Annotated in this window: 14 protein-coding genes; 7 read left to right on the top strand and 7 right to left on the bottom strand. The window is 54.1% G+C overall.

The window, feature by feature from the left end; genetic code table 11:
- Window positions 1-2: 2 nt before the first annotated feature.
- The 3 genes from ACT3RR_RS15565 to ACT3RR_RS15555 form a co-directional block, all read right to left on the bottom strand.
- On the bottom strand, window positions 3-1,562 hold the full coding sequence (locus ACT3RR_RS15565; protein WP_496200633.1) for a hypothetical protein: 1,560 nt from the start codon (window positions 1,560-1,562) through the stop codon (window positions 3-5).
- Window positions 1,563-1,619: 57 nt separating this feature from the next.
- Window positions 1,620-3,188: a hypothetical protein gene (locus ACT3RR_RS15560; protein WP_496200632.1), complete on the bottom strand. Its 1,569-nt coding sequence runs from the start codon at window positions 3,186-3,188 to the stop codon at window positions 1,620-1,622.
- 165 nt (window positions 3,189-3,353) lie between these two features.
- Window positions 3,354-4,658 carry an Nramp family divalent metal transporter gene (locus ACT3RR_RS15555; protein ID WP_496200631.1) on the bottom strand — a complete coding sequence of 435 codons (1,305 nt, stop codon included), beginning with the start codon at window positions 4,656-4,658 and terminating at the stop codon, window positions 3,354-3,356.
- 625 nt (window positions 4,659-5,283) lie between these two features.
- On the opposite strand from ACT3RR_RS15555, the gene ACT3RR_RS15550 reads away from it, so the two are divergent.
- Complete coding sequence (locus tag ACT3RR_RS15550) at window positions 5,284-6,477, top strand: cytochrome P450 (RefSeq protein WP_496200630.1); 1,194 nt, start codon at window positions 5,284-5,286, stop codon at window positions 6,475-6,477.
- Between the two features lie 99 nt (window positions 6,478-6,576).
- Here the strand turns inward: ACT3RR_RS15550 and ACT3RR_RS15545 are convergent, their stop codons facing one another.
- A complete protein-coding gene (locus tag ACT3RR_RS15545; protein WP_496200629.1) occupies window positions 6,577-8,754 on the bottom strand; it encodes a TonB-dependent receptor family protein in 2,178 nt (725 codons plus the stop codon).
- A gap of 169 nt (window positions 8,755-8,923) precedes the next feature.
- Here ACT3RR_RS15545 and ACT3RR_RS15540 point away from each other — a divergent pair, with 169 nt between their 5' ends.
- On the top strand, window positions 8,924-10,060 hold the full coding sequence (locus ACT3RR_RS15540) for an ABC transporter substrate-binding protein (RefSeq protein ID WP_496200628.1): 1,137 nt from the start codon (window positions 8,924-8,926) through the stop codon (window positions 10,058-10,060).
- Window positions 10,061-10,100: 40 nt separating this feature from the next.
- Here ACT3RR_RS15540 and ACT3RR_RS15535 read toward each other — a convergent pair whose 3' ends face one another.
- Window positions 10,101-10,991 carry a LysR substrate-binding domain-containing protein gene (locus tag ACT3RR_RS15535; protein WP_496200627.1) on the bottom strand — a complete coding sequence of 297 codons (891 nt, stop codon included), beginning with the start codon at window positions 10,989-10,991 and terminating at the stop codon, window positions 10,101-10,103.
- A 113-nt stretch (window positions 10,992-11,104) separates the two neighbouring features.
- On the opposite strand from ACT3RR_RS15535, the gene ACT3RR_RS15530 reads away from it, so the two are divergent.
- Window positions 11,105-11,521, top strand: a complete 417-nt coding sequence (locus ACT3RR_RS15530) for a hypothetical protein (RefSeq protein WP_496200626.1) — start codon at window positions 11,105-11,107, stop codon at window positions 11,519-11,521.
- A 37-nt stretch (window positions 11,522-11,558) separates the two neighbouring features.
- Here ACT3RR_RS15530 and ACT3RR_RS15525 read toward each other — a convergent pair whose 3' ends face one another.
- Window positions 11,559-11,759 (bottom strand): tautomerase family protein, encoded by a 201-nt coding sequence (locus ACT3RR_RS15525; protein ID WP_353502966.1) that lies wholly within the window; start codon window positions 11,757-11,759, stop codon window positions 11,559-11,561.
- 13 nt (window positions 11,760-11,772) lie between these two features.
- Window positions 11,773-12,504, bottom strand: a complete 732-nt coding sequence (locus tag ACT3RR_RS15520) for an SDR family NAD(P)-dependent oxidoreductase (protein WP_496200625.1) — start codon at window positions 12,502-12,504, stop codon at window positions 11,773-11,775.
- 145 nt (window positions 12,505-12,649) lie between these two features.
- Between ACT3RR_RS15520 and ACT3RR_RS15515 the strand changes: the two genes are divergently transcribed.
- From ACT3RR_RS15515 to ACT3RR_RS15500, 4 genes are all read left to right on the top strand, one after another.
- Window positions 12,650-13,561, top strand: coding sequence for a LysR family transcriptional regulator (locus tag ACT3RR_RS15515; protein WP_485903658.1), 912 nt, complete (start codon window positions 12,650-12,652; stop codon window positions 13,559-13,561).
- A gap of 337 nt (window positions 13,562-13,898) precedes the next feature.
- Window positions 13,899-15,248 (top strand): glycosyl transferase family 2, encoded by a 1,350-nt coding sequence (locus ACT3RR_RS15510; protein WP_496200624.1) that lies wholly within the window; start codon window positions 13,899-13,901, stop codon window positions 15,246-15,248.
- Window positions 15,249-15,300: 52 nt separating this feature from the next.
- Window positions 15,301-16,578, top strand: a complete 1,278-nt coding sequence (locus ACT3RR_RS15505; protein ID WP_485903655.1) for a glycosyltransferase family 2 protein — start codon at window positions 15,301-15,303, stop codon at window positions 16,576-16,578.
- On the top strand, window positions 16,578-18,017 hold the full coding sequence (locus ACT3RR_RS15500; RefSeq protein ID WP_353502971.1) for a radical SAM protein: 1,440 nt from the start codon (window positions 16,578-16,580) through the stop codon (window positions 18,015-18,017). Before ACT3RR_RS15505 ends, ACT3RR_RS15500 begins: the two co-directional genes overlap by 1 nt.

The following is an 18,017-nucleotide window of genomic DNA, read 5'->3' as shown; positions in this document are numbered from 1 at the left end:
CCTTATAGGTTGCTTAGATTATCGAGAGCGCTCGGGAAGGCGCTGCCATGCTCTTGCTCCAGCGCGTTCATCATTTCTAATAAGGTATCCGCCGCGTCGGTGTCCGAAGGCGCGCGCCGCGCCGCGCTGGACGCGCCAAACACCACCGACTGCGCGGCACCGCTCGACCCAAAAATTGACGGGCCAGGGCCGAGGGTTGGGCTTGGCGGCGCAGAGGGCTGGCTGTACTCGCTGTCAGAATCCGAGTCATAGCCAAAGGCTGGCGCATCGTTGCTCTTCTTGGTCATCAACCCTTTGGTGGAGGAGGCGTCGTCGGCCTCGTCTTCCGAGTCACTCGGCAGATGGCCGTAATCGCTTTCAGAGTCGCTAACGCTTTCCGTGGGAGCGGCGGCAGCCTTGGCTGGGTCGCCCGGAATGGCACCCTGCATACGCGGCGGTACTATGGCATTCACGTCAGTCGGGTTAGCGACAAACACGCGCGGCACCAGCACCTGCGGGCGGAACAGGCCGTTGATTAAGGTGTTCACATCTTCCTTTTCCAGCATATCCTGGCGCACACCCGGCGACAGCGAACGGCAGCGGTCGATGATCGACAGCGCCATACCACGCTTCATATCACTGCCTTTGAACACGCTGTTTTTGGCATCAAAATCGAATTTTCGCTCGTGCTTATTCAGGTCGAAAATTTCATTATTTTTGGCATTCGGCGGCAACTCATTGAGGGTCGCGAAGCGTTTGCTCGGGTCCGGCAGTTGCCCTTCCAGCACGTCGAGCAGGTGCAGCGTGCCGTGCTGCTGGACATTCGGCGAATCGAAGTCGAAGCGCACCACGTCTTTACCAAAGCGGCTGGCCTTCTTCTGAAGCTCCTCGCCCGATTCCAGCGCAAAGAACACGTTGTCGTCGTTGGCGAGATCGGCGATATCCGCCGCCGAGGAGTTTTCACGCGGGAACTCCACGCCGTCGCGGATCAACTTTTGGCGTGATGAAAGCGAGATCTTGCCGGTGGCCGGATCGCTAATTTTATCCAGCGAGTTGGTGGCGTGGGTAATGCGCAGCGGCGACTCGAGCATTTTCTTCAAAAATGCCTGTTCAAAAGGTGCCAGCGGCTGGTTCATCAGCGGCCCCTGTAACCTGACATGCAGGTTTTTGAGGTTCTCGCGGGAGAGTTTATCGACCGAACTGTTGCTCGGCACCCCGCGCCAGTGGGTGCCTCGGGCCAACATCTCTTTGTTGATTTTCTGCCCCATATTGCGGCGCATGGCGTAAGTCACCATCTTCGCCGCCTCATCTTCGGTGTAATTCCTCACCGGGCGCTCGCGGGTGGAGACGCTTTTCAGCGCACCGGCCTGATGCGCCTCCCCTTCGTCATCTTCCTGAATCGGGAACATGTCCCATTTCGACGCCAGCGCCCCCGCGCCATGTGAGGAAACGCTAACCTGCTTGGCCTGCCCGGCGGCCGTCTGGCTGCTGGCCTTGGCGGTGCCCGAGCTAGGGCCGGGTTTCGAAATATTCAGCGGCGCAACTGACGCCAGCTTGGGCATAGAATTAATGGCAGAGCTCATAACAAACCTCCCGCATACGGCTGGTGCTGGCTTCAACGAAAAACATCACAGTGTGGATCATAAAAGTGCCTGCGCATCTTCGGCCGCAAAGGCGTTCATCATCTCCAGCAGGGTGTCGGCGGCGTCGGTGTCCGACGGCGCGCGGAAAGAACCGGAGGAAGATGAGGAGGAAACTGAGCCGGGTGACTGCGTGCCCAGCAGCGGATTTCCGCCGCCGGAAGATGAACTGGTCGGCGACGAAGAGAGGAAAGAGGCATCCGGAATAAACGGCGGAATGGCCGCCGAGGTGGCGTGGGAGCCCATCGGGAATTCTTCGTCAGAGCTGTCGTCATAGCTAAAGGGCGCGGCGCTGCCATAGGTGGGCAGGTCATAATCACTGAGCAGGCTCTCCTCATCACTTTCGGAGTCGCTGTCGGAGTCTGCCGCATCCAGATAGGAAGTCAGCAAGGCGTCGAGCGCACCGGCATCCACCGCCGCCGAGCGAATATTTTCCACCTCGCTGATATCGGTCGGCTTGCCGACAAACATACGCGGCACCAGCACCTGCGGGCGGAACAGGCCGTTGATCAGGGCGTTAATGTCCTCTTTCTCCAGAATGCTGGCCCGCAGCCCTTCTGGCAGTGCGCGGGTTCGGTCGATGATCGCCAACCCGAGGCCGCGCTTCATATCCTTGCCTTGAAACAGACTGCCCTTCGGGTCCATGCCATAGCGCGAATGCTCGTGCTTATCCAACATGTGCGCGGTCTGCATCTGGTCGCGGTGGGGTAAGCTTTTCAATGTGTTGAGATGTTTGACCGCCTCGGGGAAACCGTTGAGCACGTCAAACAGGTGCAGCGTGGCGTGCTGCTGCACCGCCGGTGAATCCAGGTCAAAGCGCATCACGCTTTTGCCGAAACGGCTGGACGGCTTCTGAAGTTTTTCCCCCGATTCCAGCGCAAAAAACACGTTGTCGTCGTTGGCCAGCGCCTGAATATCCATTTTCGAGGTGTTATCTTTCGGGAAGGGCACGCCGTCGCGCACCAGCTTTTGCCGCGAGGAGAGCGACACCACGCCGGTGTCGGTATTTTGCACTTTATCAAGCGCATTGGTGGCGTGGGTGATGCTCAGCGGCGACTCGAGCAGTCGCTTGAGAAAGGCTTTTTCATAAGGCGCCAGCGGCTTATTCAACTCTGGCCCTTGTAAACGGACGTGCAGGTCTTTGACGTTTTCACGCGACAGGGATTTGACGGTGGTTTCAGGTGTCAGGTCATCCCAGCGCGCGCCTTCCTTCAACATCTGATTGTGGATTTTCTGCCCCATATTGCGGCGCATGGCATAAGTGACCAGCCGTGCCGCCTGATCCTCACCCTCCGCGCCGACAAAAGCTTTGCCCTCACGCGAGCGCGGCGTGACGCTTTTCAGCCCGCCCGCGTCCTGCGCCGAAGCTTTGCCCTGCTCATCCGAGGCAGACATTTTCCACTCCGACGCCATCGCGCCAGAACCTTTGGAAGAAACGCTCACCTGCTTCGCTTGCCCGGCGGCGGTAAATCCGCTGGCCTTGGTGCTGCCGCTCGGACCCGAGCTGGAGCCGGCCCCGGAGGTTTTCACCGTGGATGGAAGAGGGACAGAACTGATGGCTGAATTCATTAATGCCTCCGGACAAAACGCAAAAGGCGCGAGGCAGACGCAGAGCCATGCCGGGCGCGTTGGTCTTGGTTATGTGGAGGTCGAGGCGGAAAAGTTCCCCCTTGGCTCAGCGAATCAGCTGCGCGGAAGCCAAGGGGGAAGAAGCAAGAGAGGCGGGTTTAAGGCTTATTCCAGACCGGGGATGTTCACCCCAAAAATTTGCAGCAGCAGGATGACGTTCAGCGCCACAATTACCACGGTGCCAAGAATGGAGATCCCCGCAGTCAGCCGGCTATTGACGAACTCGCCCATGATGTCGCGACGGCGGGTGAACATCACCAGCGCAATCATCGGCGCGGGCAGCGCCAGACTGAGCACCACTTGGCTGTACACCAAAGCATCTGTGGCATTCACCCCCAGCGCCACCACCACAAAGGCCGGGATCATCGTTACCAGACGCCGCAGCCAGATAGGAATACGGAAGCCCACAAAGCCCTGCATGATCATCTGACCGGCCATGGTACCGACCACCGAACTGGAAATACCGGAAGCAATCAGCGAGAGCAGGAAGAAGCCCGCCGCGCCAATCCCCAGCAGCGGAGTCAGAGTGTGGTAAGCCGTTTCGATTTCCGCCACGTCGCTGTGCCCGGCGTGGAAAGCGCTGGAGGCCATGATCACCATGGCGATATTCACCAAACCGGCGATGCTCAGGGCAATCACCACTTCGATATTAGAAAAGCGCAGCAGTTTGCGGCGTTCGCCCTGATTCTTGGCGTGGGTGCGGTGCTGGGTCAGCCCCGAGTGCAGGAAGATAGCGTGCGGCATCACGGTGGCACCGATGATCCCCACAGAGATGGTCAGCGCCTGCGCGTCCGGCAGCTGCGGGGTGATCATCCCCAGCCCAGCGGCGGCCCAATCAACCGGCACAATAAACATTTCCACCAGATAACACAGAGCGATAACAGCCACCAGCCCTCCAATCATCAGCTCTATCGGCCGGAAACCGCGTTTTTCCACCATCAGCAAGGCATAGGTAATGATCGCCGTAATGCCCATGCCGACCAGCAGCGGCATATGGAATAGCAGAGAGAGCGCCAGCGCGCCGCCGAGGAATTCGGCGAGATCCGTCGCCATGGCCGCCACTTCGCTGACGCCCCACATGCCCCACACCACAGGTTTGGGGAACTGGTCGCGGCACATTTCGGCGAGGTTTTTATTGGTGACGATCCCAAGCTTGGCGGAGAGCGCCTGAAACAGCATGGCGATGATATTGGCCATCACCACCACCCACAGCAGGGTGTAGCCGTAGCGAGATCCGGCCTGAATATTGGTCGCAAAATTCCCCGGATCCATATAAGCGATCGAGGCGATCACCGCCGGACCGGCGAACAGCAACGGCGTCATCAAACCGCTTTTGCGGCCCGACAGCGCGTTATCGATCGCGGCGTTGGTTCTTTCAGTTAAGGAAGAACTCTGGCTTGTTCCACTCATCCTGCACCTACCCTGTTCTTGCTTGTTATTTTTTTGTGTAGTTTTCACCCGGCTGTAACGAATATAGCATTGGCTATACTCTATGGCGCAAGCTTAGTTTGGTGGTTATTAGGGACATTATGTTTCAAAATATGAAAATCCAGAAAATGCGCGAGATTATGAAAATGGAATGATTTTTTTTACCGATGAAATCGATAGGCAATATTTTAAATATGACAGTTAAAAGACAGCGAATAGAATTAAAAAGCCGTTTAGGCGAATCATTTGAATTAAGTCAGCGGGAATATCGGCCTTAAAATGCCAAATCCAACCTGTTCAAATCTTCAATAATTATAGATATTTAGTGATTTTTTGAGTGAAATGATTAGACGCAAAATCTTCACCTTTTCTTAATTGACACCCTTTCACCTCGCAGTTTATTTTCTGCCACCCCATGGCTTATTTATACAGAAAATAACTGCCATCAGGTTTTATAAAGCTTCGCAGAATTACGCTACTTCATTGCATCTATCCCGCTAAAACATGAGGGAGGATGACCAATAACAATAATTTTTTAGTGCTCTTTAGTGATTTTTTTCCACTCAGCTACAGAGCGCCTTTTTTACTCACCCGGGAGTACCCTGCCATGCAATTAAAAGACCTTTCGTCACCCGAATTTATCGCAAACCCCTACCCGTTTTACCAAAAGCTGCGCGCCAGCGGGCCGCTGCTGCAGGTTGGGCCAAATACCTTCCTCGCCACCCAATTCGCCACGGTCGACGCCCTGTTCAGCGACAAGCGAATTGGTAAAAGCTATATGGATACCGTGCGTATTCGCTATGGAGACAAAGCCGACAGCATCCCGCTGTTTAGCGCCTTTAGCCGCATGTTCCTGATGCTGAATCCGCCGGATCACAGCCGCATTCGCGGGCTAATGATGAAGGCGTTCAACGTGCGAAAAATCGACTCACTGCGCGAAATGGCGCTCGCAATCGCCCATGAGCTGATTGACCAGATTGAAGACCAAGGCACTTTGGATCTGACCAAGGACTTCGCCTTCCCCCTGCCGGTGCGCATCATCTGTAAAATGCTCGACGTGCCGGTGAGTGACGCCACCAAGCTCGGCCTTGCCACCGGCCTGCTGGTGAAAGCCTTCGATCCCTCAATCAGTGAAGAGGAGATCATGCAGGCCAACGAAGCCTTTAGCGTGCTGGATGAGTACTTCTCGGCGGTGATCCACCAGCGCCGCGAGCAGCCGGGTGATGATCTGATCTCCCTGTTGGTGCATATCAATGACGGCGGCGAAACCCTGACCCACGATGAGATTGTCTCCAACGTGGTGCTGCTGTTCCTGGCCGGGCATGAAACCACCACCAATATGATCAGCAACTCGCTGATTGCCCTGTTCCGCCACCCCGAGCAGTTGGCGCAGATTAAGCACAACCCAGAGCTGCTGCCGAATGCCGTGCTGGAGTGTCTGCGCTACGACAGTTCGGTACAAATGACCATGCGCACCGCGCTGGAAGAGGTGGAGATCGACGGAGTTAAAGTGCCGAAAGGGGCGATGATTCTGCTACTGATCGGCGCCGCCAACCGCGATGCCGGGCAATTCGATCAGCCGGAGCAGCTCGACATTACTCGTCGCCTTGGGCGCTCACTGGCTTTTGGCGCGGGCATTCATCACTGCATGGGGCATCGCTTGGCACTGATTGAGCTGGAATCGGCACTCAGCGTCTTGCTGACTCGCCTGCCTAATCTGCAATTGCAGGATCTGGATAATCTGGAGTGGATCCCGCGCGCTAACCTGCGTGGCGTCAGTAAGTTGATCGCCAGCTTCTAATCTTCGAAACCTGTCTTTAAATCATAAAAAAATCCCCCGCAGGCGCTAGCCCTCGGGGGATTTTTATTGAGTAAGCCACCGCTAAGTGGCTTAATTTTATTAGAATTTGATGGAGGCCTGCATGAAGTAAGTGCGAGGTTCACCAACATATTTGCCGCTGTTGTTGTCGGTGGAGCGAGTGAAATAGCGCTGATCAAACAGGTTTTTAATCCCTGCGCCGACGGTCAGGTGCGACCAGCGTGGTCCGAAGTCATACTCGCCGCGAGCATTCCACGTCATATAACCCATGATGTCGCCGTATTGGCCATCGGCAGATTCGTCAGTGATATAGCCGTTGCCGGAGTCAGCAGAGCCCGGTGAACGCTGCTTGGACTGCGCGAAGCCGTCCACATTCCACACCCAGCTCCCCACTTCATAACGGGTCCCCACGGTGAAAACCTGGCGGGAGTAGAACGGCAAGTCTTTACCGGCAAACTCACCGTTGACCGACGTCGCTTTGGTGTAAGTGTATGAACTGTAGACGCTTGCGCCATCCAGTGCGTGGCTCAGTTCGCTCAGATCATAGCTCAGCGCCAGTTCCACACCTTTGTGTTTGGTCGCGCCGAGAGAGGTCCAGCCGATGGTGTTGTTGATGTACTGAAGCTGGTTGTCGAAGTCGATGTAGAACGCCGTCAGCTCAGCTTTAACCACGGTATCATCATAGTGAGTACCGATTTCGTAGGTCTTGGCTTTCTCTGGCTCGAGGCCCGGCGCTGGCTGGCCGCCGCTGCCACCACGAGTCAGCTGGAAGTATTGTAAGCTGCCGAAGGAGGTGTTGGCGTTCGCAAACAGCTTCCACGAATCGGTCAGGTGGTACATCACATTGACGGAAGGCAGCGGCTCGCTGTACTGCTTCTCACGCGAGATTTGCAGGAAGCCATCATCAACGTGAGTTTTGATACTTTCATAGCGCAGGCCCGGCGTTACGGTCCAGTTGCCGAAGTTCATCGCATCATCAATGTAGGCCGCGTGAGCTTCGCTGCCGCCGGAAGAGTGCTGGTAGTAAGTGGCGCGTGAATCCGGCGCGGAGTAAGTGGTGCTTGGATCATACCAGCCGGAGCGATAGCCCTTCTCGTCAGAGGTTTCGTTCAAGTAGCGATAGCCGACTGTCACTTCGTGCGCCATATCCCAGAAGCGGAACAGCTGCGAGTAAGTTGGCTCGATAGCGTAAGTGGTGTAGTTACGCGGCGCGGCGCTGAAACGGCTCAGGCCAGCGTTGGCACCCGCGCCGGTCGTGCCGATATCACTACTACGGAAGCTTTTGGTGAAGTAAGTCAGCAATTCAAACTGGCTGTCGTCTTCCTGATGACGATATTTGAAGGACATATCCTGACGACGCCCTTCAAACTGGTCAAAACGGCGCACCGACTGGAACGGGTTGTCTTTATACTGCTGCGCGGTCAGGCCGCCCGGCATACCGGCGCTGGCGTTGTAGTAATGGAAATTAGCCAACAACTCATCTTTTTCAGTGAAGTTGTATTTGGTTTTGAACATGAAATCATCGATGTCGGTGTTATCGTTATTTTCGCGATAACCCTGACCATGCAGGCCAGAATAGAGCAACTCCGCGCCTAAGCCGTTATCCGCCGTGCCGCCCACCGAGGCGCTGGTTAAGGTTTTCAAGCCGCCGTGCGCCGCGCCTTCAGTTTGGGTGCTGACATCGCCGCCGAAGGTTTTAGGAATGTCTTTGGAAACGAAGTTAATCACCCCGCCGACGTTCTGCGGCCCGTAGCGCACCGCCGCGCCGCCGCGAATCACGTCAATCGACTGGATGTTGCCCATAGACAGAGGTGCCATGGAGAGCTGTGGCTGACCATAAGGCGCCACCGCCAAAGGTACGCCGTCCATCATGATGGTGGAACGCGGGGAGAGGCGAGAGGTTAAGCCACGCACGCCGATGTTCAGAGATATGTCACTACCGCCGGTGCCGTTGTTTTCCTGTACCTGAACGCCCGGCGTGCCGCGCAGCGCTTCGCCAATGGTTTCGGCCCCTTTTTCGCGGATCTGCTTTTGGTCGATAATAGTCCGCGCGCCAGGGTGATCGAGCACCGCCGTTTCATTGTCGCCGCTGTCTAACCAGTTACCTACCACGGTCACAGAATCCGTTCTGTCTTCCGGCGTGGCGGTGGTCGATGGCGTTGCTGCGGCTGGCGTTTTGGTGTCAGCTGCTGATGCGTAGTAAGGGAGTGCAATAGCCACGGCCGTGGCGAGGACGGAAAGGCGGTAACGCGCTGACATATCTTGTTTTTTCCTGTTATAAAAAGTGTTAACTTTAGGTAAAGAACGTATATTTAATGCTAATTGTAATGAGAATTGTTTGCATTATAATCAGGAGTGTAAGTATTAGTAAATACTGCGTTTTTTGAAGATTTATCCCCATTCAAGCCGCCTTTCAGGAAGACCTCTTATGCTCGCGAAAACATTGCCGGCCCTGCTGTTATTAGGACTGAGTAGTCTGGTGTCTTTTGTCGCTCAGGCTGACCCCATCACGCTGACTGATGTCACCGGTCGGCAAGTGGTATTGCCTAAACCTGCGGAGCGGGTCATTTTGGCCGACTCACGCGCCATTCAGGCTCTTCAGCTGGTTCATCCTACTAAGCCATTCGAGTCAATCATTGCCTGGGATAACGCGCTAAAAGCCAAAGCCCCTGACCTGTTTACCCTTTACAAGAACGACTACCCAGAGCTGGCAAAATTACCGATGCTGGAGAACGCCTACTACAGCGATTTCAGCGTGGAGAAAACCGTAGGTTTGAAGCCTGACCTAATTATTTTTGATGCGGGCGTAAAGAAGAAACTGGAAGAGAGCCGGGTTCTTGAGCAGCTCGGCAAAATTGGCGTGCCGGTGGTGTTTATCGATTTCCGCCTGCATCCGCTGACCAATACCGTGCCGAGCATTCGCCTGTTAGGTCAGGCGCTGGGCAATGAGCAGCAAACCGAAGGCTTCTTACACTTCTACCAGTCGCGCATCGACATGATTAACCAGCGCGTAGCGACCCTGACCGACCAGCAGAAGCCAAAAGTGTTTATCGAACGTCACGCGGGCATGACCGGCGAAGAGTGCTGTTTTACCTACGGAAAAGGCAGCTTTGGTGAGTTTATTCAAACCGCGGGCGGGGTGAATCTGGGCAGCGCGCTGTTTGCGGGCAAAAGCGGCACCATTAATCTGGAGCAGCTGATCACCAGCAAGCCGGACGCTTACCTGATGACCGGCGCGGACTGGAGCAGCAGCTTTAAAGAGAGCATCGGCGTGCCTTTGGGCTACAACGCTGACGCCGCGCTTTCGGCGCAACGTCTGGACAAGCTGATGGCGCGCAACGGCGTCAACGTGCTGGATTCCATCAAGCAGCATCGGGTGCTGGCGGTTTATCATCAGTATTACGATAGCCCGCTGAACATCTTTGCTATTGAAGCTATCGCCAAGTTCCTGCATCCGGAGCTGTTCAAAGATCTCGACCCGCAGGCAGACCTCGATATGGTGCATAAAGAGTTCTTGCACCAGCCGTCGAAGGGCCTGTTCTGGCTGGCGGCAAAGCCGCAGTAACCGACTTTAGTCAACAGAGAGGATTCGGCGAATCCTCTCTTCACATCATCCCTTCGCACTTCTCCACCACAAACTGCACAAACTTATCCAGCTTGGGGACGTCGTTTTTCTTCGGCGCGTAGAGCAAGTGAACGGGGCGCGGCTTGGGTAGAAAGTCCTCCAACAGCGTGACCAGTCTGCCGCTGGCTATCTCATCTTTCACCAGAAAATGCGGCTGCATCAGAATGCCATTGCTGGCCAGCGCCGCGTCGCGCAGGGCATAGCCGTCGTTGGATTTCATCACCCAATTATTCGGCCAGGCGATGTCACTCTCCCCTTCGCGCAGGTTCCAGGCAAAGCGCGAATTCCACGTCGAATGGATCAGCAGGCGATGCTGACTAAGCGCCCCGGGCGCGGTGGGCGTGCCGTGCTGGCGCAGGTATTCCGACGTAGCGCAAATAATCATGCGATAGAGAAACAGCGGCTTGGCCACCAGCGCGTAATCTTTCAAATCGCCGATGCGAAAGGCGCAGTCATAGCTTTCGGCAATCAGGTCCGCCACGCTGTTATTGAGCACCAGTTCAACTCGAACTTTGGGGTAAAGCTGCATGAATTCCGCCACTATTGGCCCGACAATCTCTTTTCCGACGGTCATCGGCGCGCTGATGCGTAATAAGCCCTGCGGCTCATTATTCAGCCCTTCCATCGCCTCATAGGCTTGGTTGACGTTGGCGATAATCCCCTGTGCTGACTCATAAAACAGCTGCCCGGCGGAGGTCACCATCATGCTACGGGTGGTTCTTTGCAATAAATCCGTTTTTAAAGTCTTTTCGAGGTTATTGATATATTTCGCCACCATCACCACGGACATATCTTCTTTTTTGGCCGCGCCGGTAAAGCTCCCCTCTTCAACAACAGAGATAAATACCTCCATGGCTTTTAGCTTATTCATACTAAACCTCAAGTTAATACTGTTTAAACCTCAGCAGGGTTCACTCAGTTAAATATTTCCTATACCTTGCTGGTCCTAAGACTAATACAGAATGCCGACCAAGTGGAAATAAGATGTCAATTATTCATGGAGAGAGAAAGAATAATCACGGAGTGAAAAAAACCAAATTACTCAGCATGTTACTCCTCACACTGTGCTGCAGCCTGTTCTCTTCTTCTATTTCCGCAATGCAGCAATACGCCCTTAATTGTCCGGGCAGAGGGGATATGACGGTCAGTATTACAGATTATGTGATAACGACCCTACTCTGGAGTGAGGGATTTATTGTCGCGCCGCGCCCGGCCAGCTACACGGATAAAAGCGGGGATGTGTTGACGGTGTATCAATTTAGAAATAATGATATGTTGTTGGTCAATAAAATAAAAAACCGCTACTTCTTTATATATCGCGATGAAAATAAAAATCAAAAAGAGGTGGAATGTATAAAAGGCCCCAACCAGCGGATAGTGGTCAAATGGGCCAGCAGTTAACGGCGAGGCTCAATCAAGCCGCCTCGCCCTAGCCTGACTATCCGCGTTTACGCCTCACCGTAATGGTTTCACCCGCCACGCCCCAGTTGTCGGTATCCACTTCGTCAATGATCACAAAGGTGGTTTGCGGATCTTTGTTCAGCACTTTCACCAGCAAATCTGTTGCTCCGGCGATCAGCGCGGCTTTCTGCTCGGCGGTCACCCCTTCGCGGGTAACTTGTATATTAATGAATGGCATAGCCTATCTCCTGTTACCAAACGCCGGCGGTCGAGCCGCCATCGACCGGCAACACCACGCCAGAGGTGAATTTCGCATCCACCAGATACAACACCGCATCGACCACGTCGTCGGTACTTCCCGTGCGCCCGGCAGGTGACAACGAGCGCAGGAATACGCCGTCGCCGCCGCTGTGCAGCGGAGTTTCAATCACGCCCGGCGCCACGGCATTGACCTGCACGTTTTTATCCGCCAGCTCCAGCGCCAGTGACTGCGTCGCCGCGTTCAGACCCCCTTTCACCATTACCGGCAGCAGTGACGGCACTTTACGCAGTGGCTGCACCCCAAGGCTGGCAGTGATGTTGATGATGTGGCCGCTGCGCTGGTTGCTCATCAGCTCCGCCGCGCGCTGGGCCGGGAAGAAGAAGCCTTTAAGGTTGGTCGCCAGCAGCGCATCCAGATCCTCTTCGGTGTACTTCTCGACCGGCTTGGCAATGAAAATTCCGGCGTTGTTGATCAAGATATCCACTCGCCCGAACTGCTCCAGGGCGGTGTCAAACAGGCGCTTGGTGGTGTCCGGCAAGGCAATATCCCCTGCCACGCCGAGGAAGTTTTTCGGGTTACCGAGTTTTTGTGCCGCCTCTGCCAAACGCTCGCTGGTGCGGGCATTGCCCACCACATTGTCGCCACGCTTTAAGAACGCCTCAGCCAGTGCAAAACCAATACCGCTCGATGCGCCGGTGATCACCACAGTTTGTTGACTCATAACACACTCCTTTAAACGCTATGTTGGCACTCGGATAAATGCCGTTGTTGACTCACTGCGGTCACTTTACTTATGCGCAGAGGTGCGATAAATAAGGCCAAATGACATTCATTTTTTACATCATGTAATCAATAAGGCGTAACCCATGCAACGTGACTTCGACGACATCATGCTTGGCAGTCTGGAACTGTTCTGTCTGGCGGCGGAAACCGGCGGGTTCAGCAAGGCGGCGACGCAGGCGGGCGTGACCCCGGCGGCGGTGAGCCGGGCGGTATCGCGTTTGGAAGAGCGCCTTGGCGTACGGCTGTTTGTCCGCACCACCCGGCAAATTCGGCTGACCGAGGCGGGCGAGCAGTATCGGGCGCAGTGTTTAGCAGCCCTGACTCTGTTGAAAGACGCCGAAATGTCGCTCAGCGGGCAGCAGTCACAGCCTGCGGGAAAAGTGCGCCTCAGCATGCCGACGGCCTATGCCCATTGGCGAGTCTTGCCTTTGCTGGCGCGTTTTCAGGCACTCTATCCCCAGTTGGCCGTCGACACCCACATCAGCAATCGCAATATCGATTTTTTCGACGAGGGTTTTGATCTGGCGATTCGCGGCAGAGCACCCGCCGAGTCCAATATGATTGCCCGTAAAATCGAGGATGCCGAGCTGATTGTGGTGGCCTCGCCGCACTATCTGGCGAGCGCGCCCGCGCTGAATACCCCGGACGATTTAACTCATCATCACTGTATTGGTTATGAACTTTCCAGCAGCGGCCGCTCCCTGCCGTGGTTGTTCCGCCAGCAAGGGGAAATCAGTGAAAGGGTGATGAATCATCACATTAACTGCTCTGAAGATTATATCGGCGGCCTGACGCTGGCTCGCCACGGCGCGGGGCTGTTCCAAATTTATCGCTTCGTGGCGCAAGAAGATCTCAACAGCGGGCAATTGGTGGAAGTGCTCAAAGAGTTCGGCGGCACCCATCGCCCTTTTTACCTGCTCTACCCTCATGCCCGCTTTCTGCCTCTGCGCACCCGCACTATGGTTGATTTTCTGCTCGCCGCGTTGCGCCACTAATCCCCTTCCCCTCGCCAAACTTCTCTTCTATGGTGGAGAGAATACCCACATAGTTTATGAATTTTTTCCTGTCAAAAAATAACCCATCTATTCCCTGCGCTTTTTGAAGATTTGAGAAGCGCCTCACAAAACATAAATCCCTCTAAAGTTTGTGGAACCTGCGAAAATTTCTTCTCACTCATTGAAGGAAGTCGAACAGCACAAGGAGGCCAGCTGCGCCGCTCGACTGGGATCGTTACCGGAGAAAAGAGCCACAAAGAAAATCGCCATTAAATACATGAATTAAATGGAAATAGATTGAGGTGTTACAATGCGACATAGCCAAGATAAGTGTGCAATGTTTGTTTCGTTCGATGCTGTCGCGGTATCAGGGATCACGGTCGAGGCGATGAAAATTGCCAAGAAGCTGCAAGATCGGGGGTTCAGGTCGTATCTGGATTTGGGATACGACATCAAGATTGATAAGGGAAACTTTAATAAGCCCTATGACGTGGAGCCTTCGATCTATCGCGACGTCTTCACGCTGGTGCGCATCGACGACATCACGTCGATCCCCAATTACAATCTGGATTTTATTGAATACGCCCACAGCGCGCTGATCAGCCAAAAAAGCCCGATCGGTGACAATGAAAAGACCGCGCTGTTACAGACCATCGACCAGACGGCGCGGCTGCTTGCCCAGCGCATCGTGGCGCTTTGGCAGCAACTGGGTATCAGTAATCTGGTGGTGGAAAACGGTACCCTGCCGGAAAATATCATTTATACCAAGGCGTTATATCTGGCGATTGAACAGTACGGCCAGCAGCAAGATTTGGAGAATTTCGTTATCTGGCGCGACCACGACCTGATGTGGAACAGCGAAAAGACGGTGATGAAATATGGCCCTGCGCCCTACTCTCACGCCATTAAACCGGTAAAATCCAAACACATCACTTATGTCACGCTCAATGATCACCTGAAGCAGAAACTTGAAGCCTGGTGTAATTACGACGTAGACGTCAAAGTGAAGAAAAATACCTATGACTTTTCGCCGCAGAAGGCGCGCTGCAATATTAGAGACCGGTTAAGCGTTCGCGCCGATGATATTTTAATTGCCCGCACCACCCGTATTATTCCGCAAAAACGTTTAGACCGCGATGTCATGCTGGTAAGCCATCTCAATACATTATTCCATAATAGCAACAGCGATCGGCGAGTCTATTTAGCGGTTGCCGGCAATGAAAATGAAAATCACGGTTATTTCCAAGAACTGGATAAACTGTCTGAAGAACTGAATGTAAAACCCTATATTAAATTTATCGGCGCGCTGCCCCATGAGTGTATGCAGTCAGAAAGCGACGCCATTGCCATAGAAGACTTATATCACTCCTGTGATCTTGTCTCTTTCCTCACTTCTTATGACTACGACAGCTACGGCAACCCAATTGGCGAGGCGGTGAGCCACCGGCGCTGCTACATCACCACCAGCTATGAGTATTACCACGAAGTGTACGGCCAGCACGGCTTCGAAGCCCCGGTCATGGCCATATCCGAGCAGCAGGACGGTTTACCCAACCCTGAGTTTATTCATGATTTATATCAGTTCCTTAACAATAAGGAATATATGGCGCACGTGGCGGATAAAAACTTCGCCTTGGGGCAGCAGGTGCTCTCCAATAATGTGATCGAAATTTTAAATGTGAATTAATTTAAAAACCTAACCCATTTCATTCTGGATATTACTCTATTCTGGAGAACTTATGCGCGACTCAATTTTCGTGTCAGTAGTGCTACCCGTATATAATGAAAGCGACCGTATTGATGAAGTATTAATTTCACTCTTCAATCAGAAAACCAAAGATAACCTGATCACTCACGACAGCTATGAGTTAATTATCGTGGATAATAATTCCACCGATGATTCCGTGGCAAAAATAAACGCATTTAGCGCCAAGAACCCATCAATGGATATTCATGTCATTGATGAGAAAGTTCAGGGAGTTTCTTCTGCCAGAAAGCGCGGCATGGATTACGCCTCGCTGCGATCTAAAGCCCGCGACAGCCGCCTCGGGCAGAAGCGAAAACACTATATTGTCTCCGCCGACGCCGACTGCACCGTGGACACCTACTGGCTGTATGAGCTGATTAACACCATGGTCAGCCAGCAGGGCGATTTAGGCACCTGTAACTACTATTACAACGCCGAAGATTTCGAAAAACGCCCTAACCTGTTCAACGAAATTAAGAAAACCCTACGCCTGCGCGAATACTCTTTCTCGCTGTTTGGCGGCTTCCCCGACGGTAAAGGCTTTGGGGTCGAGCGCGGCCTGTACGACGCCATTGGCGGCATTGAAATCTTCTACCAGCTCAACAAAGGCCGCTTTGTAGAGCACCTGTCCGACGACTGGGACTTCGGCATCAAAATCATCGCCTACGGCGGCAAGCCGGTCTACGCCAGAAATTCCTATGTCGAAATCAACAGCCGCCGGGTCGATACCATTCTGGATGAAGTGATCACCGGCGTTGCTTACGGCAGCGACGGCATCATTATCATGAAAGACGTGCGCCCGGACGTTGAGCAGCAAAAGCCGACGCTGGTTGACACCACCCCGGCCGAATCCAAACAGGCGTGGGACTATTCGGTGAAGGACTATACGCCGAAAAACATCATTCTGCCCGCCCTGCTCAACCCTTATATCTTGTTAGAAAACAGCGAAGTGCGCGATTTCTTCTCCGGCCCGCTGGCTGACAACCTCTACCGCCGCATTCACGAGTTAAAACATGAAATGCGTATTATCGATTTCAAACCGATCCACGCCTATAAAACCCCGGCCTATCGCCTCTATTTCGAATTCCGCGACGAGATCTTTGCCGCCATGCGCCGCGCCGTCGGCGACGACATTGGCTATCCGCCTGCCCTGCCCGCCTGTTTCGACCAGGTGAAAGCCGAAGACTTCACGCGCTTTGTTTACTACTTCTGCGAAGACCGCGAGTCCGGTGAAGCCCACAACTATTTTGCCAATGGAGGCGTATTCTGATGAACAACGAAGCCCTGAACTCCCTGCTGGATATTGACGAAAACTACCCCGTTCCCTTAGTGAATGAATTTCTGGCCCAGCCGGAAAACCGCGCATTTCTGGAGTATGTCTACAAAGATCCCTTTGGCTGTCACGTCTTCCCCGGCGACATCACCGACTACCCGCTGCCGTCGTTCTTTGCCGATATGGACAGCGACATTAAGAAAGCGGGCAAAATCCACCTCTGGGCCTATATCCCCACCTGCCGCTATCGCTGCCATTTCTGCCAGTACCCGACGGTGATCCTCAACCCGAAAGCCGCCTCCTCGCAGGAGGTATTCCGCGATCTGGTGGACTTCAATATCAAAGAAGCCCTGATGTGGCTGGAGCGCGTGCCGAGCCTCGCCACGGTGGAAGTCGGCGAATTCAATATCTTCGGCGGCACCCCGTCGCTGCTGCCAGAGCCAGAACTGCGCCGCATGATGGCCTTCTACAAAAGCCACTTTAACTTCTCCACCGCCACCATGCGTTTCGAGGGCGAGCCGGGCACGCTGAACAAAGCGTATTTGGCGATATTAAAAGATCTCGGTTTTAGCAAGATCAGCTTCGGCACCCAGTCCTTCAACGACGAAATCATCACCGCCTGCGGGCGTATGCACTCGGCGGACGAGTGCGTGGAAACCATCTATCAGGCGCGGGAAATCGACATCGACTGGGTCAGCGTCGACCTGATTTACGGCATGCTCGGCCAGACGGTGGATGACGTGAAATATGACATGGAGAAAACCCTCGAGCTGGGGCTGTCCCACGTGGTCTGCACCAAGCTGCACATGGATGAATTCATCAAAAACCGCACCGGCGTCTCCGGCGAGCGCGAAAGCCTGTGGCAGAAAAAGGGGCTGATCAACATTAACAACATGAGCTTCCCCGGCCTCGGCAAGCAGTACCAGATGCGCGAACTGGTGGAGAAATATCTGGCCGATGGCTATACCGAGCACCCGACCATGTACTTCCACCGCAATGATCAGCAGCCGGAAAAATGGAAAGCGCTTATCACCGACCTCGATAAACAGTATCCGGAAGTGGCGATTGGGCTGGGCGGCAGCTCTAAGTCGACCCGATCCGAGGCGATCAACATCACCGGCTATAAGAAGTACAAAGAAGCGCTGAACGAAGACCGGCTGCCTATCGAAGAGAGCCGCGGCTTCTCCCCCGCCCAGCGCGAAGTTAACGCCTTCAAGATGGCGCTTTCCACCCTGATCCCGGTGGATGACAAGGTGTTCAAGCAGCGTTTCGACGGCAACAGCTTCTTCGAAAACCCGCTGATTAATCGCACCTTGGACAAACTGGTGCAGAAGAAGCTGGTGACGGTTTCTGGCGAAGTCGTGACCCTGACGCCCATCGGTATCACGCTGGTCGAGGCGATTATCAATACCCAATTCACCACCGACGCGGAATAA

Source organism: Ewingella sp. AOP8-B2-18 (assembly GCF_052376015.1).
Lineage (GTDB): Bacteria > Pseudomonadota > Gammaproteobacteria > Enterobacterales > Enterobacteriaceae > Ewingella > Ewingella allii.
This window is presented reverse-complemented; position numbering and strand designations above follow the sequence as displayed.